The sequence below is a fragment of the Paenibacillus sp. BGI2013 genome (assembly GCF_002843485.1).
Lineage (GTDB): Bacteria > Bacillota > Bacilli > Paenibacillales > Paenibacillaceae > Paenibacillus > Paenibacillus amylolyticus.
Window position 1 is genome coordinate 473,919 of sequence record NZ_PJFA01000002.1, and the last position, 22,227, is coordinate 496,145.

The 22,227-nt window shown below is 46.7% G+C and carries 19 protein-coding genes; 11 read left to right on the forward strand and 8 right to left on the reverse strand.

Features of this window, described 5'->3' with window-relative positions; translation table 11 throughout:
* Positions 1-538: 538 nt before the first annotated feature.
* Positions 539-1,132 carry a hypothetical protein gene (locus CXK86_RS05950; RefSeq protein WP_036612896.1) on the reverse strand — a complete coding sequence of 198 codons (594 nt, stop codon included), beginning with the start codon at positions 1,130-1,132 and terminating at the stop codon, positions 539-541.
* Positions 1,133-1,679: 547 nt separating this feature from the next.
* Here CXK86_RS05950 and CXK86_RS05955 point away from each other — a divergent pair.
* On the forward strand, positions 1,680-2,576 hold the full coding sequence (locus CXK86_RS05955; RefSeq protein ID WP_076328679.1) for a diacylglycerol/lipid kinase family protein: 897 nt from the start codon (positions 1,680-1,682) through the stop codon (positions 2,574-2,576).
* 40 nt (positions 2,577-2,616) lie between these two features.
* Here CXK86_RS05955 and CXK86_RS05960 read toward each other — a convergent pair whose 3' ends face one another.
* Positions 2,617-3,207, reverse strand: a complete 591-nt coding sequence (locus CXK86_RS05960) for a GNAT family N-acetyltransferase (RefSeq protein ID WP_101313522.1) — start codon at positions 3,205-3,207, stop codon at positions 2,617-2,619.
* A gap of 329 nt (positions 3,208-3,536) precedes the next feature.
* On the opposite strand from CXK86_RS05960, the gene CXK86_RS05965 reads away from it, so the two are divergent.
* Positions 3,537-4,334, forward strand: coding sequence for an MORN repeat-containing protein (locus CXK86_RS05965; protein WP_101313523.1), 798 nt, complete (start codon positions 3,537-3,539; stop codon positions 4,332-4,334).
* Between the two features lie 157 nt (positions 4,335-4,491).
* Here CXK86_RS05965 and CXK86_RS05970 read toward each other — a convergent pair whose 3' ends face one another.
* Positions 4,492-5,118 (reverse strand): TetR/AcrR family transcriptional regulator, encoded by a 627-nt coding sequence (locus tag CXK86_RS05970; protein WP_036612891.1) that lies wholly within the window; start codon positions 5,116-5,118, stop codon positions 4,492-4,494.
* Between the two features lie 178 nt (positions 5,119-5,296).
* On the opposite strand from CXK86_RS05970, the gene CXK86_RS05975 reads away from it, so the two are divergent.
* A complete protein-coding gene (locus CXK86_RS05975) occupies positions 5,297-7,528 on the forward strand; it encodes an MMPL family transporter (RefSeq protein ID WP_101313524.1) in 2,232 nt (743 codons plus the stop codon).
* Between the two features lie 269 nt (positions 7,529-7,797).
* Entirely contained in the window at positions 7,798-8,751 is a 954-nt protein-coding gene (locus CXK86_RS05980; protein WP_017691781.1) for a nucleoside hydrolase, read from the forward strand.
* Positions 8,752-8,975: 224 nt separating this feature from the next.
* Here the strand turns inward: CXK86_RS05980 and CXK86_RS05985 are convergent, their stop codons facing one another.
* The 3 genes from CXK86_RS05985 to CXK86_RS05995 form a co-directional block, all read right to left on the reverse strand.
* The gene (locus tag CXK86_RS05985; RefSeq protein WP_101313525.1) at positions 8,976-10,694 is read right to left on the reverse strand and encodes a methyl-accepting chemotaxis protein; all 1,719 of its coding nucleotides are present in this window, start codon (positions 10,692-10,694) and stop codon (positions 8,976-8,978) included.
* 273 nt (positions 10,695-10,967) lie between these two features.
* Positions 10,968-11,714 (reverse strand): DUF3105 domain-containing protein, encoded by a 747-nt coding sequence (locus tag CXK86_RS05990; RefSeq protein ID WP_180361728.1) that lies wholly within the window; start codon positions 11,712-11,714, stop codon positions 10,968-10,970.
* 455 nt (positions 11,715-12,169) lie between these two features.
* Positions 12,170-13,084, reverse strand: a complete 915-nt coding sequence (locus CXK86_RS05995) for a hypothetical protein (protein ID WP_076253708.1) — start codon at positions 13,082-13,084, stop codon at positions 12,170-12,172.
* 374 nt (positions 13,085-13,458) lie between these two features.
* Between CXK86_RS05995 and CXK86_RS06000 the strand changes: the two genes are divergently transcribed.
* The 7 genes from CXK86_RS06000 to CXK86_RS06030 all read left to right on the forward strand — a co-directional run bounded on the left by CXK86_RS06000 (position 13,459) and on the right by CXK86_RS06030 (position 21,295).
* Positions 13,459-13,803: a Na-translocating system protein MpsC family protein gene (locus CXK86_RS06000; RefSeq protein WP_017691786.1), complete on the forward strand. Its 345-nt coding sequence runs from the start codon at positions 13,459-13,461 to the stop codon at positions 13,801-13,803.
* Between the two features lie 250 nt (positions 13,804-14,053).
* Positions 14,054-15,121 carry an ABC transporter substrate-binding protein gene (locus CXK86_RS06005; RefSeq protein WP_101313574.1) on the forward strand — a complete coding sequence of 356 codons (1,068 nt, stop codon included), beginning with the start codon at positions 14,054-14,056 and terminating at the stop codon, positions 15,119-15,121.
* 306 nt (positions 15,122-15,427) lie between these two features.
* On the forward strand, positions 15,428-16,366 hold the full coding sequence (locus tag CXK86_RS06010) for a nucleoside hydrolase (RefSeq protein WP_076253706.1): 939 nt from the start codon (positions 15,428-15,430) through the stop codon (positions 16,364-16,366).
* Positions 16,367-16,684: 318 nt separating this feature from the next.
* Positions 16,685-17,506: an ABC transporter permease gene (locus CXK86_RS06015; RefSeq protein WP_036612869.1), complete on the forward strand. Its 822-nt coding sequence runs from the start codon at positions 16,685-16,687 to the stop codon at positions 17,504-17,506.
* A 4-nt stretch (positions 17,507-17,510) separates the two neighbouring features.
* Positions 17,511-18,302 (forward strand): ABC transporter permease, encoded by a 792-nt coding sequence (locus CXK86_RS06020; RefSeq protein WP_076253705.1) that lies wholly within the window; start codon positions 17,511-17,513, stop codon positions 18,300-18,302.
* A gap of 18 nt (positions 18,303-18,320) precedes the next feature.
* On the forward strand, positions 18,321-19,379 hold the full coding sequence (locus CXK86_RS06025; protein ID WP_076253704.1) for an ABC transporter ATP-binding protein: 1,059 nt from the start codon (positions 18,321-18,323) through the stop codon (positions 19,377-19,379).
* A gap of 176 nt (positions 19,380-19,555) precedes the next feature.
* Complete coding sequence (locus CXK86_RS06030; RefSeq protein ID WP_076253703.1) at positions 19,556-21,295, forward strand: adenine deaminase; 1,740 nt, start codon at positions 19,556-19,558, stop codon at positions 21,293-21,295.
* Positions 21,296-21,377: 82 nt separating this feature from the next.
* On the opposite strand, the gene CXK86_RS06035 is transcribed toward CXK86_RS06030, so the two are convergent.
* The gene (locus CXK86_RS06035; protein ID WP_036612861.1) at positions 21,378-21,566 is read right to left on the reverse strand and encodes a hypothetical protein; all 189 of its coding nucleotides are present in this window, start codon (positions 21,564-21,566) and stop codon (positions 21,378-21,380) included.
* Between the two features lie 117 nt (positions 21,567-21,683).
* On the reverse strand, positions 21,684-22,115 hold the full coding sequence (locus CXK86_RS06040; RefSeq protein ID WP_036612858.1) for an SMI1/KNR4 family protein: 432 nt from the start codon (positions 22,113-22,115) through the stop codon (positions 21,684-21,686).
* Positions 22,116-22,227: the final 112 nt, after the last annotated feature.

A 22,227-nucleotide genomic window follows, 5' to 3' on the forward strand; every position in this document is an offset into this window, starting at 1 on the left:
GGATCTATAAGGTATGAAGGAACGTTGGCATAGTAATTGGGTTGTGGTGCTCGTCAGTCTTTCAGTTGTTTGCGTGAGGTGCAGACAGGATGAGGGTTCATCCTTCGTCCATGCTAACGAATCGTAGACACCTTATATGGAGGATTATCAAGCACTCCCAATTCTAACGAACTTGAGACATGTTATTTCTCTGATAAGCAACACAAAGCGGTAAAATAAACTGCAGAATGCGGAAATAAAGTGTCTATGATTCGTTAGAACGCCGGAATTGTGGAATTGTGCCTATTAGAGTGTGCTGAGTTCGTTAAAATATTCTAATAAACCTTAGTCATAATTGTCTTACATATGCCATGCGTGCAAAAATAAAAACGGGACGAAGCGGTGTAACTACACTGCTTTGTCCCGTTTATTTATATTCTGAATTCATTGTACATCAATCTAGATACAAGCATACGAGCATAAGCTCACCGAGTGGGACATCCAGATTAGTCATAAGATACTTTGTAAGCCTCAGTTTGGGCATAGCATGACCCGCATTTTACTGATCCTTAGAATCGTTCGCAGGTTCATCAGTGTCATTGCTCGAGACCGACCTTACTTCTGCCTTCACGTCGTCGCTGTTAGCTTCCTCCAGCGCAGACGGAGCGGGTTCGCCCGGGATTAATTCGCGCTGCTCAATCATGCGTTTGACAACCTCATAACAGTCATCTACATGTTTGTTACCTACATAGCGCATGGCTGTGAAGCTGAGTGCGGCAGCCAATCCCTGTCCTGCAAAAGGAACAAATTTGGCGACGGATTTGGTGGCTACGCGTACGCCGACTCTTTTCAGAACCTGTACCACCAATTCCTTGGTGATCATACGACCAATGACTTTGCTTCCGATGGACATCACGAATCCATAGATCATGGATTTGGTCTCGGGGTCCATGCCGTCCAGCTGTTTTTGTGATAATCCGAATTTATTGTTAATGGCAGGCAACAGCTGCATCAGCATCCCCACATCAGCCAGTACGTCTGTACCGGGCAGCGGAACGAGTGTTGTACCGGCAGAAGCGGTAGCTCTTTTGCGAACCATGGTACGGCATTCCTTGCGAACTTGCTCCAATTGTTCCAACGTTGCCGGAATCATAGGGAATCCCTCCATTCGTATATGGTATAGATATAACCGTTTTGACTCAATTTGAATGGGTTCTCACCAGCAAAATTTGCAGCCTTATGACATTAAGGTGCGGAGAAACCCTTTTTTCCATGCATACATCTGGTTAAACAAGGAATTGGCTAGTTAGATAAAAGGGTTATCTATTTAAGTTTAACTATACATTTACACGAGAACGTAGAGGACAGAAATAACCTGAAGAAGCGAAGTGTTGGCCTAAAAGCTTTCTGAAAGAAAGCTACATCGGAAGCATACGCTTATCACCAGATTTTCACCTTTGTAAAAGTAAATCAGAAAAATCTGGGGATAACAGCGATCGGAAGGTTATTCTGGCATCGGAGTGGCAAGTGTGAATATACTTAAGTTGAACTTATATAGCTATTACGAATGAATGAGGATTAGGATGCATACCTGATTGGGAAACCTATTTGGAATCATGATGAGTACTTAGCGAAGGGCTTGTTTACAGCTTCAACCTTTGTGGGTAAAGGTTAACAAGCATCGGAATGGAGGAAGAGGGATGGAGTTTAACAAAGCATTGTTAATTCATCATCATCATTCGGGCAAGGCCAATCGTGAGAATACAGTGGGCCTTGTGGCTGGTGTGCTGGCTCCCGCTGTCCATGAACTCGTCATTGTGCGTACGGATGAAGCTGGTGAAGGAGAGAAGTTGTGTCGTGAACGCGGGGAGCAATTCGATGTGGTGTTTATCCTGGGTGGGGATGGCACGGTGCATGAATGCGTGAATGGACTGGCTGATCTGCAACATCCTCCGTTGATTGGTATATTGCCTGGAGGCACCTGTAATGACTTTGCCCGTTCACTCGGGATTTCACCGGATGCAGAGATTGCGGCACAAGAAATGCTGGCGGGTCGGGTGGTATCCATTGATGTTGGACGAGCTAATGATCGGGTGTTCACGAACTTTTTTGGCATTGGCTTGATCAGTGATGCTTCGCAGAATATTAACGAGAATCTGAAAGGCGCGCTGGGGAAGCTCAGTTATTTTATCAGCACTTTACAGACAATTAGTCATACAGAGCCATTTCGTTACCAACTGGAGGCGGATGGGAAAGAGATGGAAGGCGAAGCGGTGATGATCTATGCAGCCAACGGTCGTTTTCTAGGAACGAATGCATTACCCTTTGCACCGGATGCGTTGCAGGATGGCGAACTGGACGTGCTCATTATTCATGAGACAGGCATTCCGCTGCTGCGAGAGATTCTGTCGCACAAGCCAGAGGGAGAATGGCAACCTCAGAGTGAGAGCATTTCATACTTCAAGGCATCTACGTTAAAAGTCAAGACGGATGCGCCGATGTCAGCTGACACGGATGGCGAATTGTATATGAAGACACCCGCCGAGCTTTCGGTGCTGACGGGTCATCTGAAGTTTCTAACCGGGGAGGGTTATTAAATCCCCCGGTTTTTTGGTTTGATTTTAGCTGATCGAAAACTTAAACATTCTCTGGCTGATCTCTCATATGACGTTGCCTGAACTCATCCTCCAGCATGCTCATCTGAATGGCATCATGGTATTGATGATTGTAGAACAAGACATCCCGCTTCACACCCTCGCGCTGGAATCCAAGCTTCTCATAAGTGCGAATGGCTCGCTCGTTGAAGGCGTACACCTCAAGCTCGATTCGATGCAGGTTACAGATTCCGAAGCCGTAGTCCAGCATAAGTAGCAACGCCTCGCTACCGTAACCTTTTCCTTGATGCTCCGCCTGATCGATGGCAACCCGGATATGTGCACTGCGATTCTTGGCATGCATGTCCATCAGGACGACATCTCCGATGATCTGGTCATTTTCCTGCAAAGCAATAAGTAGCATGAGTCTGGTGTCATCTTGTGCAGCGCTCTCAACATAACGTTCAACCTGAGCACGTGTGAAACTGTTCTGTGTTCCCGTCAGCCTACGCATCTCGGCGTCAAACAGACCGGGGAAGTATGCATCCACATCTGTAATCTCGAAGGGACGCAGATATATGCGCGACGTTTCCAGCAGACGTGGGATACGTGGGGAAGGTTTTGAATGTGACATGGTTATTTCCTCCTATAGTTTCCAGGCTAGTATTATTCATGTTATGTATCGTATTAATCAACGGGAAATAGATAATTAACAACACTCTACCATATTTTCTCATGCTTGTAGCTATAATGGTCGATATAAGTATTGTCGTGCTTGCTAAGTCGAAGAGAAACCTAGTTTGAAGATTCGTATTACTCTGCTCGAATTACATATTTTGATTTGCTGTACTGTATACATAGCTGCGTTGTAGTAAACCAGACATTCATAGTCTTAAAGAGACGTATCAGTTTACCTTAGCAGGACGATAGATTCTATAAGAATAGAAATGGGGATTTAACGAAATGCGAAAGTTAGAGAATTGTTTGAAGTGGTTTACTGTTTTTTTAATTTTGGTTACACCGCTGTTTACTTCACCTGGACAGGTCTTAGCAGCGAAAAAAGAAATCTATATTACTCTTTCTGGTGAGAAACACAGATATGTGGGAGAAGTCAAAAATGGTGTTCCTAATGGTAAAGGAATATCCTACTTTCCAAATGGGAAGAAGAGCTTTGAAGGTAAGTTTGTAGCGGGAATGCCTCATGAAGGAAAAAGGTATAACGCAGATGGAAAGCTGTACTCGGATATTTCTAATGGACAGGGAAAGACTTATTACCCAAATGGAAAGTTTAATTATGTTGGTAAGGTGGATAAGGAAACATGGCTTCCTTCAGGTAAGGGTATCGAATATTATCCAGATGGAACGGTTAAATATAAGGGCGATTTTTTGAATGGTTCGTTTCATGGTCAAGGTAAGTGGTATACAGAATATGGTGAAATGTTCTATCAGGGTACGTTTAAGAATGGTTTGCCACAGGGACAAGGTAAAGCATATCAATATGGAGAAATTGCCTATGTTGGTGCATTTGATAAAGGAGTACCCACGTATTCTGGCAAAATTAAATTGTACGAAGATGGTGTAATCATCTATGATGGGCAGGCTAAAAATGGAGCCATTACCGGCAAAGGTAAAGGGTACTTAAACGGTAAGTTAGTCTATGTGGGCATGTTTAAAAACGGAAGACCAACGGGTGAAGGTAAATTCTATACGGAGAATAGTAGTGATGGACCTAATATATCTATTTATATCACTGTTGACTAAGTAACAGGTAAGTAATTACAGAATCAATTCAAAATTTTCAGGAGCAGAGTCCTATAATCATGATTAGATTTCAACCAATAAACCATCGGTAGGTGTGTTCATTACATCGCCCGATGGTTTTTTTGACATAACTGCTTTTGAGATACAGCTATATATTTTAGTTCCGCTTAACCGCTCCATCCAGAAATAGCGCCACCAGTTCCTGCGCGAGTTCCTCAATGCTGCCGCCATTCATGTTGCGTACATCTTCGCGGTTTGCGAGCATCAGCAGTGACGTAAATGCATGGGCAAGCAGCATAGGGTTCCCGACCCGCAAATAACCATTATCCATCTCCTTCTGAAAATGGGTAGCTAGTACTTCGAATATGCGAACCTCTGCTTCCCGAATCTGAGCGAGTTGCTCCGTGTCCAGATGTTTCTCGGCTTCTCGCATCATGGTCTCCGTTTCAATATGGGAATGCTGCATCTTCGCTTCAGCAACCTTAACCAGTCGTTCTTGCAACGTACCAGGTTCATCCAGACGGAGCGAAGTCTGCTGCATGCCCATCGCCATCATGCGGGTGATGGCAACGGTGAACAGGTCGGCTTTGCTGGTGAAATGATAATAGATTGATGCTTTGGTCACATTACATAACGAAGCGATCTGCTGGAGAGAGACGGGTTCATACCCGTATTCCATAAATAGACGTGACGCGGTCATCAATATGTTTGATTGCACAGATGCTTGATCCACACCAGTTTTGGGTCTACCCGGTGAACGGGGAATGTTTGTTTTTTTGCTCATAAGTACATACCTCTTTACGTATTTAATTGCTTGTTAGAAGTGTTCACAAAATTAGGCATTGCAAAATTAACCTTCCGGTATATATAATTAACTCGATTATACTATGACCCGTGGTTCATTACTACACCATCATATATATTAGGGCTTCATAGAAACAGAATAGGGAGATGAAGAGACAATGCAGGAAGGTTCGGGTTACGGCCGCTGGGTTGCCGGCAAACGAAGCAAATGGATTACGCTGTTGATATGGATCATTATCGCCGTTGTGCTTGGCATGGTATGGCCTGCTGTAGGTGATCGTGAAACCAATAACGCACAGGATCTGAGTGAATCTAAACCATCGGTTCAGGCAGCTGCACTTGCCGAGAAGGAATTCCCTGGTGGTGAAGGATTGCCCGCGCTGATCGTATGGCGTCAAGCCGGCGGTCTGACGGATGAGCAGATTGAGAACATTCAGGCATTAACGGAGCGACTGGATCAAGATCCGGTAGAACAACAACAGTCCGTTGTGCCACTCTATCAATTGACACCACAGGCATTGAAAGGCCAGCTTTCGGAAGACGGAAGTACTTTGGTTATGCCACTTTTCTTCAATGAAGGTGCCGATTCAGAACAATTGAAGGAAGCTATTGAAGCACTTGAGCAAAAAACACAAGACATCTTCGGGGCAAATCCGTTCGATGTAGCTATAGATGATACCAATACACTGATTGCCCGTGTGACAGGGCCAGTAGGGATATCCATTGATGCGAGCGGGCTATTCTCTTCCGCCGATGTATCCTTGCTGATCGCTACGGTTGTACTGGTATTAGTACTGTTGCTGTTGATCTACCGCTCGCCGGTATTGGCGATTATCCCGATCATTGCCGTTGGATTCGCGTATATGGTGACAAGCCCCATTCTCGGATTTATGGCGGATCAGGGCTGGATTACGGTGGATGCACAGTCCATTTCGATCATGACCGTGTTGTTATTTGGAGCAGGAACGGATTACTGCCTGTTCATGATCTCCAGATACCGCCAGATTCTCTATCATGAGCCGGACAAAAAGAAAGCCATTTTCCAGGCAATTACCGGATCATCTGGCGCCATTGCCATGAGTGGATTCACGGTCGTTGCAGCACTACTGGTACTGTTGCTGGCTGAATACGGTGCATATCATCGCTTTGCCGTACCATTCAGTCTGTCCATCTTTATCATGTTTATTGCAAGTCTGACACTGGTTCCGGCGCTCCTCGCGATCTTCGGTCGGGGTTCATTCTATCCGTTCGTACCACGTACACATGAGATGGAAGTGGAACGTGCGAAGAAGAAAGGAAAACCGGCTCCTGCCCCGCGCAAAGTGAAGGAAAGCTGGATTGGCCGTGTTGTAGTAACGAAGCCATGGACCGTTCTTGCAATTACGTTGGTATTGCTGGGAGGACTGGCGGCATTTTCTACTCAGGTTAAATTCACGTATGATCTGTTGTCTTCATTCCCAGAGGATGTGCCTTCCCGCGAAGGCTTCACCGTCATCGGCGAACAATTCTCCCAAGGTGAGCTGGCTCCAGTCAAAGTGATCGTTGATGCCGAAGGCAAAGAAACTGATCTGAAGCAGCGGCTCGAATCGCTGGATTACATTAGTAAAGTAGGCGATGCTCAGCAGGGTGCCGAGAATGCCAACATTACCGCCTTTGATGTGGAATTTAATCTGAATCCATATTCCATGGAGGCAATGCAGCATATTCCAGATCTGCGGGCTACTGCGGAACAGGCGCTTCAAGATGCTGGTGTAGCTAATGTGGACAGTCAGGTATGGATCGATGGTCAGACGGCTGAACAGTATGACATTGAAGTAACCGGAGAACGGGATGCCAAGATCATTATTCCGGTGGTCATCGGCATGATTACATTGTTATTGCTATTATACTTGCGTTCAGTTGTAGCTACGGCGTATCTGATTGCAACGGTTGTTCTGTCGTATTTCTCTGCACTGGGTCTGGGTTGGATCATCATTCACTACGGACTTGGCGCAGATGCCATTCAGGGAGCGATTCCGCTGTATTCCTTTGTATTCCTCGTGGCACTGGGTGAAGACTACAACATCTTCATGATCTCTAGCATCTGGCAGAAACGCAAAACGATGCCGCTTCGTCAAGCGATTAGAGAAGGTGTTGGCGAGACAAGCTCTGTTATTACATCTGCAGGTCTAATCTTGGCAGGAACGTTTGCGGTACTTGCTACATTGCCAATTCAGGTGTTGGTGCAGTTTGGTATAATCACAGCCGTTGGTGTGATGCTGGATACCTTCCTGGTTCGCCCGTTCATGGTACCGGCGACCACCGCATTGCTGGGCAAATGGGCCTTCTGGCCAGGCAAGTATGTGCCGATTGCAGAGAAGAATGAAGAGAAACAGAACCATTCCATGTAATGCATGGAATGGGTGAGATGGACGGCGGGGCTTCAAGCCTGCTGTCCATTTCTTTATTTTCCGAACGATGATGACCTCTACCAGTTGTCCTCCTGAGATGGAATGGTGGAACTGTAAAATATCCGCAGGATGAGGCGTGATCCTTGTTTTCTTTGCATGGGGAAGGTTTACGTAACCAAGGGTTATGGGACATAATAGAGAGAGCGTCGGCCTTGGGCAGACGGATGATCAACATCAATGGGACAACCAGGGGAAGGATGAAAGCAAGCATGACGAACCAACTTAATGTGTATTTTAACCATGACGGCGGCGTGGATGACCTCGTATCGCTGTTCATGCTTCTGCAAATGGACAATGTACATGTAACCGGCGTATCGGTTATTCCGGCAGACGGATATCTGGAGCCAGCAACAGATGCCAGCCGTAAAATTATCGATCGTTTCGGTACATATTCTGTAGAGGTATCCAAATCCAACTCCAGAGGGAAAAATCCATTTCCTGCGGCGTGGAGACTGCATTCCTTCTATGTAGATGCACTTCCAGTACTGAATGAATCCGGCAAAATGGAAGCTCCACTCTCTGCTGTTCCGGCACACCAGCATCTGATCGAGAAAGTGCGCAATACCGAAGGCAAAACGTTGCTCCTGTTCACAGGCCCACTGACTGACCTTGCGCGTGCACTGGACGAAGCACCAGACATTGAAGAGAAAATCGACAAGCTGGTATGGATGGGCGGTACATTCGAGCGTGGTAACGTAGAAGAGCCTGAGCATGACGGCACAGCTGAGTGGAACGTATTCTGGGATCCGGAAGCGGCTTACCGTGTATGGCAAAGTGGCATCCAGATCGATCTGGTTGCACTGGAAAGCACCAATAAAGTACCTCTGACTCCAGCTGTTCGTAACCGCTGGGCAGCAGAGCGTCGCTTCGAAGGCGTTGACTTCTTGGGTAACTGTTACGCAGGTTGTCCGCCACTGGTGTACAGTGAGACAAATTCCACATACTATCTGTGGGATGTGCTGACAACGGCTTCCGTTGGACGCGAGGACATCGTGAAGAAAAAAACCGTAAACTGTATTGTCATCCCGGATGGTCCTAGCCAAGGCCGCACGGTGGAGCAAGCAGACGGACGTCCAGTACAACTGGTGTATGATACCGATCCGGAAGCGTTCTTTACGTACATGACGGATTTGGGTAAAAAAGCTGCTCCGCAGCGCTATTAATTCAGGCAGCTGTAAGGCTTGCCAACATTAAAGGACAACAAAAAATAAAGCCGCAGGCAGTGGTCTGGATATGGGGTTGAACCCCATGATCCCGTCCTGCCGTGCGGCTTTTTGTTTTGGGCTGATTTATATAGATTGATAACAGCGATCGGAAGGTTGTTCTGTCATCGAAGTGGCAAGTGTGAATATTCTTTAGTCCAACTATATAGTAATCTAGCTGCCCGCTATATTTTAAATCGACCAATCAATCCGTTTAACTCACTGGACAATACCCTCAGCGATTCGGCGGATGCACTCATCTCATCCATGGATTGCAGCTGGCTTCCGGTAGCGTGCGACACCTTCTGGATGCTCGAAGAGGATTCGCGTGAGATATGTTCCATATCCTCCACGGAAGCGGATACTTCTTCTGCACTGGCAGACAGCTGCTCGGATGCTGCGGATACTTCGTGCAGACGTTCATTCATCGTCTCAATCCCGGTATGAATGGATGTGAATGAACGGCCTGCCTCCTGAACAACAGCGAGACCGGATTGGACTGCTGATGTGCTGGCAGACATATGTTCTGACAACAGGGCAGTCTGGCGTGTCATCTCGGCGATCAGTTCGGTTACATGCTGGGACGATTGCTCTGATTCCCCCGCAAGCTTGCGAACCTCTGAGGCAACCACCGCAAACCCGCTGCCATACTCTCCTGCACGAGCCGCTTCAATACTTGCATTAAGTGCGAGCAGATTGGTCTGTGAAGCGATGCCTTTCATCAGATGTGCCACCGACTCAATTTTACCTGAGTACTGCTCCAGCTGAGAGGTGGAGGCCACCATCTGCACATTCGCTTGATGAATTTTGTCCATACTGTCCATCGCCGTGTTGATGTTGGCCTGACCTTGCACCGCGTTATTGGTCGTTTCCTGTGAGACATCCGCAACCATGGAGGAAGAATTCGCAATATGCTGCATGCTGCGTGTAATCTCTTCCATGGCTACCGTAACTTCGCCCGCACGAGCCACCTGTTCAGTAGCTCCATTGGCCGTATGATTCGTATGCTCGGCAATACGCTGGCTAGCTTCGGCAGTTGCCTGCGAATGTTTGGATACTCCTTCTGCAGCTTGTAGCAGAGAATCGGAGCTTTGACGGATGCCAGTCATGACATCACGGGTACCTGTAACCAGATGTTTGAACTCGGAAGCGAGCTGTCCCACCTCGTCCTTGCGACTAAGTTCAACGTTGACGGTCAGATCGCCTTTTCCTACCTGGGTAATTAACTTCTTCAACTTCACCAATGGTCGGGTCAAGTAATGGGCGAATCCATACACCAGCAAGACACTCAGCAGAACAATAGCCAAGGCTGTCCAGATCATGGTCATACGGTTGCGGGACATCAGTTCATAGACTGCAGTAGAGTCCAGATCCGCACCGACCAATCCTAGTACTTTCCCGTCAGCCCCATGGATCGGCACATATGCTGTAATGGTAGCGCCATATTCATCCTGTGTGAGTTCGCCCCGAATAGGCTCATTCTGTTCAAAAGCTTGCAGCATTCCTTCATAATGGGTCTCTTCTGCGGAACCGTAAGGGGAGAAGTCATCCTCTGCCACATCGGCAGCAGCCCCATCCACAACGTAGAAATATGTATTTGTTCCATTTTCTTCGCGTGTACCAAGGGTGTACAGATACTTGAGTCCATTGGCCTCGCGCAGCTGACTGAGCTGCTCACGCAATGTGCCGTAATACGCAGTCTCGGCCTGTCCGGTACTGAGTGGTGCATACAGAGAGGTGTCAATTAATGCAGCTGCCCGTTCACCCACAGCCTGTGCCTGCATCCCCATGGATTGCTCGACCAGTTGGGCCGATGAACGGTACATGGTAATGCCAAGAACCGCACCCGCGGCTAGCATCAGACAGGAAAAAAATAAAAAGATCCTCATAAACAAACTGTTCATTGGTAAAAGTGTTCCCCCTTGATCTGTTGAATCAATCGTCTCTTTGTCTCTTTACTTGGTGTTTGTCGTTCTTCTTTGGTTCGTATGTATTGTATATCAAATATACAGTTTTCTACTTGAAATATCGGCATCCGGTCCATAAAGAATTAGCTCCCGAGTCAATTTGATCCGGGAGCTGGTTTTGTTTCAATCCTATATTGACCATGCTCATCATTGGAACACATCTCATTGTCACTACATAGAGGGGCTTCACATGACTGGGCGATTACGTCATTACATCGTTCCGCCGCCCTGGCGAACAGAGGCAGGAATCTTTTCAGGTCCCTGATTAATATATTTATTGATAAAAGTACCTACTTTGGCATCTTCGAATTGGTCGAGCTTCATCGTTTTGGTCCATGCGGTCACCACGACTTCACTGCCTTCGGGAATATCCTTGTTGGGTACAGCCAGAATACCTGCTCCGGCTTCGCGGAATTTGGCGAGGTATTCCAGATGTTCCTTCAAATCCTCGCTTGCGTTCTCACGATAATAGATGATGATGTCCCCGTGCTCCAGATTGTGTACCAGATAATTATAGCCTGGGAAGTCGGTGTAAAATCCAAACTTGATATCATGTGGATTATGTGGTCCCGATGTTGGAATTGTCATCTCATACTGAATGGGGTCCTCCGTATGGTCTGCCCCATAATATTTATCGTCAGTCACGTCGATTGTCGCGTTGGACTCCAGATCGGCTACATTATATGTTTTACCTGCCCCTTGCATGAAGAACAGGCCAAACGTAACGATCGACACTGCCATCATTACATGTGCAGCCAGCCGAAGGGATCGACTTTTTTTCTGGATGTCCGCCCGCTCTTTCTTTTTCATGTGGCCCAAGATTTTGCCCTGTGTGCGTGATGCCCAGATATAGGCGGCGATGGAGAACAGCAATACAATTACACCTACGATGAGCCACAGGTAGGATGTACCTGCCTCGTGCTCCATTTGCATATGATTCATATGAGTCATGTCCATAGAGAGTTCCCCTGCTTTCTTTGTAAAATGAGTGATTAATACACTACACAATGTAGTGTTGGTGGCAGTGGTGAATCCACTCATTACGTAACGGGAGTTGCTAGTTCCGTGTTTGTTACGTAAATAAGAACATACATGTTGCACTACACATTATAGTGTATGATACATGCTCGGCGCAACGCTGCCATAGAAAACCTAAAAAAGGCCTTCCCGGCATGAGCAAGGAAGGCCTTAATATAAATCCAAAGAGTCAGTAAGATTTATATTTATTGAAATAACCATTTACACGAAACGTAGAGGACAGAAAGAACCTGAAGAAGCGGAAGCGTTCGCCTTTATCTCCAGATTTTCACCTTTGTAAAAGTGAATAAAAAAATCTGGAGATAACAGCGATCGGAAGGTTGTTCTGTCATCGAAGTAACGAGTGTAAACAGCTTTATTCCAACTGATATAGTTTACAGACGTCCAAAAGGCGAAAGCATCATGCCAATCAGTCCAATGATAATCTCACCCAACAATCGATACAGAATAAAGAATACGACCACATTGGCGATCAGCACGCTGTACATGCTGTCGATGGCTGCTTGGGTACGATTCAGTGGATACTGGAACAGCACCGAGTTCAGAGCAACAAAGATAATGATATACGAGACAGCAAGCAATGAAATCGCGATGGAATATGAGATGATAATAAACAGATTCGCCAGAACAAGGGATACGACAGCAGGAACAAGCAATGTACCAAACTGGGCAACCAGTGTTTTGGGACGGAAGGTTATTTTTTCAATCTTTAGAATAGCGTACATCAGTGCAATAGAGGCAATCAGGATAATGACGGTGAACAACAGCGGTCTTAAAAATCCACCAATGAACAAGCCGTCCATGCCTATGCGACTAAAGGTAATTAAGAAGTATGTAGAAGATAGAACTGCAATTAGCGCCATCGTTAGCCATCCGTTTAGGGAATGCTGGTCACCAACGGTTTTCATCGTCTGATAAGGACGGGCCAATACACTGAGGAAATAGGATAGATACTGTTTGCTTACTTCTTTGGCTTGCTGAACCTTCTCATTCTGCACAATATTATTCCACTGATTGGAGCTATTGTCTCCTGCAGAAGCATGGTCATTGGTACCTGTTGATTCTCTCGCCTGTTCCTTGTGAATGGAGACGGATGGTGTGTTGGATGGAACGGATGCCTGGGAAGAGGTAGCCTGCGTGCTGGACCAACGGGTATATTCGGGTTCGGAAGCAGCAGATTTCGAGTTCGGTACAGGAGTTGGTGATGAGGTTGTTTGCGTTAGATTAGAGCCGCACCTCTCGCAAAAATGGGCATCTCCATTTTCGTGATTACATACTGGACATTTCATGGTATAAGCCTCCAATTTCTAGAAAATAAAAACATGTCAACATTGTGTCTCATTTTAACGGTTGATGACGAAGTTTGTCTATGTTTCGCAGGAATTAATACCCATAGAGAAAAATTTGAAACAATGAATCGAATCCTGTGTATGAAAACGGAGCTTAGAAGTAACAATAGTATAGGAATGACATGCAGGCATATTAATGTAAATTCACTGTGGTATAAGACGAATTGTTTTTGACCGTTAATGTCTCATCGTTCGCTTTTATGTGTTATTCTCATGTTAACTATATCTTTTGGGTTGCCTACGATCGTATATTTATGTATAATCAATCGTGTTAACACGTCGAATGTACGGTAGTAAGAGATGTGGGTGAGTTCATGGAACTACTGGACAGCAATGAGAGCAAGAAGAAGATGTGCCAGTATTATAACGAAATTTCGAAGGAACTGTTCGGATTTGGCACCACTCTCCTGAGAGTGACCATTGACCAGAATATTGTGACCTTCTACGCGAAGCACCGACGTTCACCGCGCTCTGACGCCCTGGAAGGGGAGGCCCCCGGCTTAAAGCTGGAAGTGGACTTCCGCATGTCTGTCTTATATAAGAAGAAATTCCGGGAGAAGCTCGAGCAACACATGGGTTTGCCAATTGAAGCTATATTGCGGGATTATGATGCGTCCACTCAGTGGGCGATCACGAATGTGATTCTGGAACAGGCCTAAGGATGGATCGGCAGGATTGATTCTTGTTGATGTATACGGAGGTTATGGCCCGGATTCATGATCAGGTTCCGTACAATTTCATATGATGGCGTCTGTCTTCGGATTGATTCTGAAGCAGAAACCGATGATGTACCGGCAGCGGGTGTCGCTTTCCTTTGTTTACGAAGAAAAGTGTTCTTGTTTATACAAGAGCACTTTTCTTTTTGTTTTTTCATACACATCACATATATCAGGGGGAATTAGGATCATGATGAAAAAGTGGATTAGCGGTTTGGCAGCAGTGGCAATGACATCAGTATTACTTGCAGGTTGTGGCAGCACAGAGGATGCAACAGGCGGATCAGGCAGTGGGGGAACAGCAGCTACCAAATTGGTTATCTCCACTTGGGGATTCTCGGAAGATTTCTTCAATGAATCGGTATTTGGTCCTTTTGAAAAAGAACATAATGTAGACATCGTACTCGAAGTCGGCAATAACGCTGAACGTCTGAACAAAATCCGTCAGGGTACATCGAATGTCGATGTCATCTACCTGTCTGACTACTATGCACAACAAGGTATTGATGAAGGTCTGTTTGAGAAAATCGATCGCTCCAAAATTCCAAATGTAAATGACATTTATGATATTGCCAAAGCACCACTTGGTGAAGATTATGGCCCGGCCTACACAGTTGGACAGCTCGGTATCGCTTATAACCCGGACCTCGTATCCAAAGAAGTGACTTCATGGAGTGACCTGTGGGACCCGGCGTTCGAAGGTAACCTGACTATCCCGAATATTACGGCAACAGCTGGCCCAATGGTTGTGGATGCAGCTTCCCGTGTAGCCGGAAACGATACGTTTAATGAAGATGCGGCATTTGCTGAACTGAAAAAATTGAGCGGCAATGTGGTGAAATTCTATAGCCAAACGTCCGAGTTCGTGAACATGTTCTCCCAAGAAGAGATTGCAGGTGGACCGATCATGGAAATGTATTTCAAAGATCTGAAAGCAGCCGTGCCTAATGCGAAGTTTGTTACACCTAGCGAAGGTGCATATGCCGTGATGAACACAATCAATGTCGTGAAGGGCAGCAAAAACAAAGAGCTCGCTGAAGAGTTCATCAACTGGCAGCTTAGCCAGGATGTACAAGCAAAATCTGCTAAAGCCAAAGTCGATTCCCCGGTTAACACAAAGGTTGAACTGACTGCTGAAGAAGCAGAAGGCGTAACATATGGCGCTGAAGTTGTTGAGAAGCTGAACAAGCTGGATATGGAATTCGTGAATCAACAGGTTAAAGGCTGGACAGATCGCTGGAACCGTGAGATTGCACAATAAACAAGTAACCGACTAAATAGTTATCTTTGATCCTATATAGTTTAACTAAACTTTTTACACGAGAACGGAGAGGGCAGAAATAACGTGAAGAAGCGAAGCGTTCGCCTAAAAGCTTTCTGAAAGAAAGCTGCTTCGGAAGCACGCGCTATCCCCGGATTTTCCCCTTGAAGAAGGGATTCAAAAAAATCTGGGGATAACAGCGATCGGAAGGTTATTCTGTCATCGGAGTGGTAAGTGTAAATATTCTTTAGTTCAACTTATCATTTGCAGCAAGCAACCATATCACCGCATAGGAGTTGAGAACGGATGAGTGAAGCGCAAAATCGCATCATTCTGGACGTGGACACGGGGATTGACGATGCACTGGCGATTTTGCTGGCCGTCAAAAGTCGGAAGTTGGACATTCTCGGCATCACCACAGTCTGTGGGAACGTATCACTCCAGCAGGCAACAGAGAATACGTGCAAAATTCTTGAACTCGCGGGTGCACCTGAAATTCCGGTCATTGCCGGAGCAGCTGGGCCGCTCACTCGCAAGTCGCATTATGAACACCGGGTACATGGACAGGACGGATTGGGCGGTGCGCTGCCTGATCCGGCCGTGTCTAAGAAAGCCGAGGAAGGTTTTGCGCCAGACTTTATCGTGGAACAAGCCAAGCAATATCCGGGCGAACTGACCCTGATCATGACCGCACCCTTAACTAACCTGGCACTCGCGCTGATGAAGTGTCCTGAATTGCCTTCTTTATTGAAGGAAGTCATCTTCATGGGTGGCGTAGTTCGTGGACATGGCAACATTACACCAACCGCCGAGTACAACACCTACGCTGATCCAGAGGCCGCACGCATCGTACTGCACGCAGGCATCGAGAAGCTTACCCAAGTCGGATTGGATGTGACGCGTCAAACATTGCTGAATGAAGCAACGATTGAGCGTCTCACTGATCCTGCACTGCGCGCGTACGTTGCTCAAAGCACGGAGATTTACATCAACCGTTACGAACAAATGAACGGCGTCCGCGCTTGCGCTTTACATGATCCACTAGCCGTGGGCGTAGTTCTTGCCCCTGAACTGGTAGGACGCAAATCGTATTACGTCGATGTCGAAACCGCCAGCCGCCTGTGCGATGGCCAGATGGTATGCGACTTCCAAAACCGTTTGGGGGAGCAGCCCAACACCCTCGTCTGCGAAAACGTAGACGCAGAAAGCTTCCTTGAACTGTTTATCAACGCGTTAAACGCGTAGTTATGAACTTCACGGCATTGGAGTTCAGTCTAAAATCAACCCACCTATTTCGCTGGTAGTGTAGGGGACGAAATCGATTCTGTAGAAGCAAAGCGTTCGCCTAAAAGCTTTCTGAAAGAAAGCTGCTTCGGAAGCATACGCTATCCTTGGATTTTTTCCTTCTATTAAGAAGGAGATCAAGAAAATCAAAGAATAACAGCGATCGTAAGAACGATTCGTAACCGGAACGGCTGGTGCGATAAACATGGACGTTTATTTTTGAAATGTGCGCCAGTGAAACGTGTGAATAAAACCATTTTACAAGTCAGGAGTATCGCGATGAAGAAATCAGTAATCTACTGGCTATTGCTGCCGGGATTCGTGTTTTTGGCGGCATTTATGATCATTCCGATTGTCCTGACGATCGGGTCGACGTTTTTCCAAGAAAACTCCTTCACGTTTGAAGGATACATGCATTTTTTCAGAGACCCATACTTTTTGAAAATATTGCTTACGACGCTGCAAGTCAGCGTGGTCACCACCATCGTCTGTGTGGTGCTCGGATTCCCGACAGCTTATTATATTTCACAGAAAGCGCCGCGCCGCAAAGGTATTTTGCTGGCACTGGCGATCTTCCCACTGCTGACGAGCCCGGTCGTGCGCTCGTTTAGCTGGATGATCATTCTTGGACGCAAAGGGTTGATCAATAACACCCTTGTTGGTCTGGGTATCGTGGACAAGCCGCTGGATATTCTGTATACACCAGCAGCGATGATGATTGGTCTGACGCATCTGTTCCTGCCACTGATGATTATCTCTCTGGTGGGCGTGCTGGAGAACATTGACGGTGACCTGCTCAAAGCAGCACAAAGTCTGGGTGCATCGCGCATTACGGCATTCCGCCGGGTCGTGTTCCCGCTGGCTGTGCCAGGACTTGTGATCGGAGCCGTGCTTGTCTTTGTCGGAAGCCTGACGGCGTATACTACACCTGCCCTCCTTGGAGGCAAGCAACGTGTAATTGCTACGTTCCTGTATCAAAACGCCATGACCCTCAACGACTGGTATCTGGCCTCGGTTGTTGCCGCGATTATGATTGTGATTACATTTGTCGTGGTTGGTGTCATGAACAAAATGGCCAAAACTTTAAATCCGAAGGGGTAGACATATGCGGGAGAAACATATCGGGCTGGGCCTGTTCAGTCTGCTGGTCTTTATCTTTCTGCTGGGCCCGCTTCTGATCATATCGGTCACTTCGTTTGAACCGGGAACGGTACTCAAATTTCCGCCGGAAGGGTTCTCCTTCCGCTGGTATGAGAATATTTTCAACACAGGCGGTTTCCTCCGCACATTCCAGACGTCCATCATCATTTCCTTACTGGGAAACTTGTTGGCACTGGTGCTCGGAGTTCCGGCTGCGTATGCACTTAGTCGTTACGATTTCAAAGGCAAGTCCGTGCTGAACGCACTGTTCCTGTCCCCGGTACTGATCCCGGGAATCGTGCTTGGTTTTACATTGATGAAATACCTGATCGTAATCTACCATCTGCCGATGTATCTCGGATTGTTGATTGGTCATACGATTATCATGCTTCCATTTATCATTCGGGTTATCGCGTCGAGTCTGTCGAGCTTTGACTTTGCAGTGGAAGAAGCTGCGCTGAGTCTTGGTGCGGGACGGATAAGAACGTTCTTCACGATCGTGCTGCCTAATATCCGCTCAGGAATTATCGCTGCCGTGCTGATTGCCTTCTTGGAATCCTTCAACAACGTGGACATCTCGGTGTTCATGACCGGACCAGGGGTAAGCACATTACCGATCCAGATGCTGACGTATGTGGAGAATTATTTTGACCCAACGATTGCAGCGATTTCCGTGCTGTTGATGGTACTGACCGGACTATTAATGTTCGTGATCGAACGGATCATGGGCGGATTTTCATACTTTACTAAACGTTAATTGGAGGCGCAGAACGCTATGGCATTGCTGACATTAGACCACGTATCCGTGGCATACGATAAGCAGACAATCCTGAAGGATTTTCAGTTAGAGCTGGAAAAAGGTAAACTGCTCTCCCTGCTCGGACCGAGCGGTTGCGGCAAAACAACTACGCTGCGCCTCATCGCCGGATTTCTGGAAGCATCACAGGGCAAGTTTATGTTCGGCGGCAAGGATTATACGAAGGTTCCGGCGAACAAGCGGAACTTCGGATTTGTATTTCAGAGTTATGCGTTATTCCCGCATCTATCTGTCTATGACAACGTGGCCTTTGGCCTGCGGATGCGTAAGGTGAAAGACAAGGATATTTCTTCCCGTGTGACGAGAATCCTGGAAGTCGTTAACCTGAATGGATTTGAGAAACGTTTTCCACAAGAACTGTCCGGTGGACAGCGTCAGCGTGTAGCCATTGCTCGTGCATTGGTCATTGAACCTGACCTGCTCTTGTTCGACGAACCGCTCAGTAACCTGGATGCCAACCTGCGCCTCAACATGCGGGTGGAGATTCGCCGCATTCAGCAAGAGCTGGGCATCACAACGCTGTATGTCTCTCATGACCAGGAAGAGTGCTTCTCGATCTCGGATCAGGTAGCGATTATGAACAAAGGCGTGGTTGAGCAGCTCGACCGCCCGGAAACCATTTTCAAATATCCGGCAACGGAGTTTGTAGCACGATTCATCGGGTTCCATAATTTCATTGAATTCGCGGAGCGCAGTGATGCAGGTGAATTAATCACACTGAGCGCAGGTGGACGCACATTTACAGCAACTGCGCATCCCGGAACAGCACGTCCCGGTGCTCGTAAAGGCGCAATTCGTCCGGATGATCTGATCGTTAGTGGAGATACCTCTGCGAATGTGATGAACGCCTTGCCGGGCATTATCAAAGTTAGCACCTATCTGGGACGTAGTTATCAGTATGTGATCGAGACGGAACTCGGTGACTTTACAGCAAATCAGGAGATGGAAACACCATACCTTAGCGGGCAACGTGTTAGCCTGATCTTCCCACAGGACAAGCTTGTATTGGTAGAGTAGTCGTGAATGTAGCGAGTAGCATTAAGAAATAAGAGCAGTAAAGAAGGCAATTCATGCGATGATTCCCGGACGATGGCAGTGGTGCGCAGTCATGTGCAGTACAGCAGATTAAAGTGCAGGTTCATTGTCCGGTTCGCATCATGGTGAAATGCTTGTGAAGAAGGAGATTATGCCCCATGCGTGCAGATCAACTGATTGTAAATGTACATGTGTATAACAGTTATTATAAACGGTTTGAAATGAACAACGTCGCTGTGTTGGGCGGCAGATTCCTGTATGTTGGACCCGGTGGACCTGAGTTGATTCAGGCAGACGAAGTCATTGATGCGCGGGGAAGATACATGATTCCTGGCTTGATCGATATCCATCTGCATATCGAAAGTACGATGGTGACACCGGAAACCTTTTCTCATGGTCTGATTGGCTGCGGGGTAACGTCTATTGTCGCAGAACCGCATGAGATGGCGAATGTGTTCGGGCTGGAGGGTGTGCAGGAGATGATGGCTGTGAGTCGGGACACCACCGTGGATATGTTCTATGCGATCCCAAGTTCCGTTCCGGCAACCCCGATGGAGACAACAGGCGGTTCGATCGAGATTGAAGATATGGACGTGTTGCTCGCCACTGGCGAGATCATCTGTCTGGGAGAGATCATGAACTATGTCGATGTCATTCGTGATCCGGAGTGCAAGACAAACCAGATTTTACAGCATATTCGCAAAAACTATCCCGATCTGGTGATCGAAGGTCACACACCGAAACTGCTTGGACTTGATCTGCATCGACTGATCTACGCAGGTATCGATTCCGATCATACTCATCAGAGCATTGAGGGATTACAGGCGCGGATTGCGGCAGGTATGTTTATTGAAATTCAAGAGAAATCAATGACCCCGGAAGTCATGGAGTACCTGATTCAACATGATGTGGCGCAGCATTTCTGCTTCGTAACAGATGATGTAATGCCGGATTCACTGGTGGAGCGTGGTCATCTGGATCATATCGTACGCAAGGCAATTCAGATGGGGATGCGTCCGGAAGACGCGATTTATGCAGCAACATCAACCCCTGCTTCCCGGATGAAAATGACCGATCGTGGGAGCATTGCCCCAGGCAAAGTGGCCGATTATGTGTTGTTATCTAACCTGGAGGATCTCTCTATTGATCAGGTGTACAAAAATGGCCGCAAAGCTTATGACGATTACGAACCGTATAAGCAGGAGCGCATAACCGGGCAGTTTCCACCTCACTTCTATAAGAGTGTACAGTTGGAGAAGTTGGGCGTAGCAGATTTTGCAATTCAGTTGTCAGACCCAAAAGTCAGTGGATCAGGTGTTGAACTCGCTGGTGAAGGTGAGCACCAATGCCGTGTCATGATGGTGAAGGATGGTTCTACTTTTGTGGAAGAACATATTGCACCGATCCAGTCCTCGGATGGTGAATTACGCTGGGAAGAAAGCGGATATGCGCAGATCGCGACCTTTGAACGTTATGGTGTGAACGGCAATCGTGCACATGGTCTGATCGGTGGAGACACCATCAAACGCGGTGCTATTGCAACGACATATTCACATGACAATCACAACCTGCTGGTTGTAGGACGTAATCGTGAAGATATGATATTGGCAGCTAACACGGTAATTTCGAGCCAAGGTGGTTTCTGTGTGGTGGAAGATGGTAAGGTGCTGTCCCATCTGGAACTTCCCGTAGGTGGCATTTTGACGGAAGAACCACTTGCAGTGGTATCCCATCAAGTGAAGGAACTGAGAGCAGCGATGTTGTCCCTTGGGTACGTGCATTACAATCCGATCATGTCGATTAGCACGCACTCCCTTGCGGTAAGTCCCGCGCTGAAGATTACGGACTATGGCCTGATTGATGTGAATGCAGGTAAGGTTGTATCGTTGATTGTATAGACTGAAGACACATATGTCGTGAAAAAACACCCTATTTCACAATTGTGAGCTAGGGTGTTTTTGTCTGTGCTTGTTGGAATTATTATTTTAGCAACTTCTCTGGGTTCTTCACTTTAATGGAAACAACTTCGCCGCAATCCAGACAAACCGTGTACATTTTTTCCACACCGAGAGTCATTTTCTTATCCAATGGACGAAGGTTGATGTAATCCGATGCTTCTACGAAAGATGTTCCTCCGCAATCATGACATTTCTTTTCTGATATACTCATAAGTTCATTCCACCTTTTATTCATTTGTAATGTGTTCATTAATATAATATTCATTAAATGGAAATACAAAATTATCTAATTATTCATCGTAGATTAGGGTCCGTTAGTCCGTGTAACCTAAATTTTTATTTTGCCTTCTAAAGTCCACTCCAAATATTTGGACACTGAAGGTGCGACCCATTTTCGGCTGTCATTTTCATGATTCCACACAAACACGTCATCTCTACACGTTCCATCCCCTGTCACAGGAAAAGCAAATAAATCCCCAATCCCACTTTCCCCGAAGAAGAGCAGGTGATCAAAGGGCATGTAGTAATCTTGGGAGTGGTCATCCCGATAATGTCTGTTTTCATTCTTAATTCGATCTTCTGACCAGATAAGTCCCAAATCGTAAATAGCTCTGACTCCATTGGTTTCGAGCAATATTTCTTTTAATTCACGAGGGAGCGTAACCTGTAAGGAGTCTTCCACCTTTGCAATGTCATCACCAGATGCAGGGGGACTGAACGTATACTCCTTCGAAATGCTATGAAGATGCTCTTTCCACATGAATAAAGGCCTCCTCGATATATTCTAACTGTCAGTAACGAATGAAACGGTATGTAATTGATTGAAAAAAGAAGTCCTTCTTAACTTAAAAGGCTACTGATTTTGATGTAGC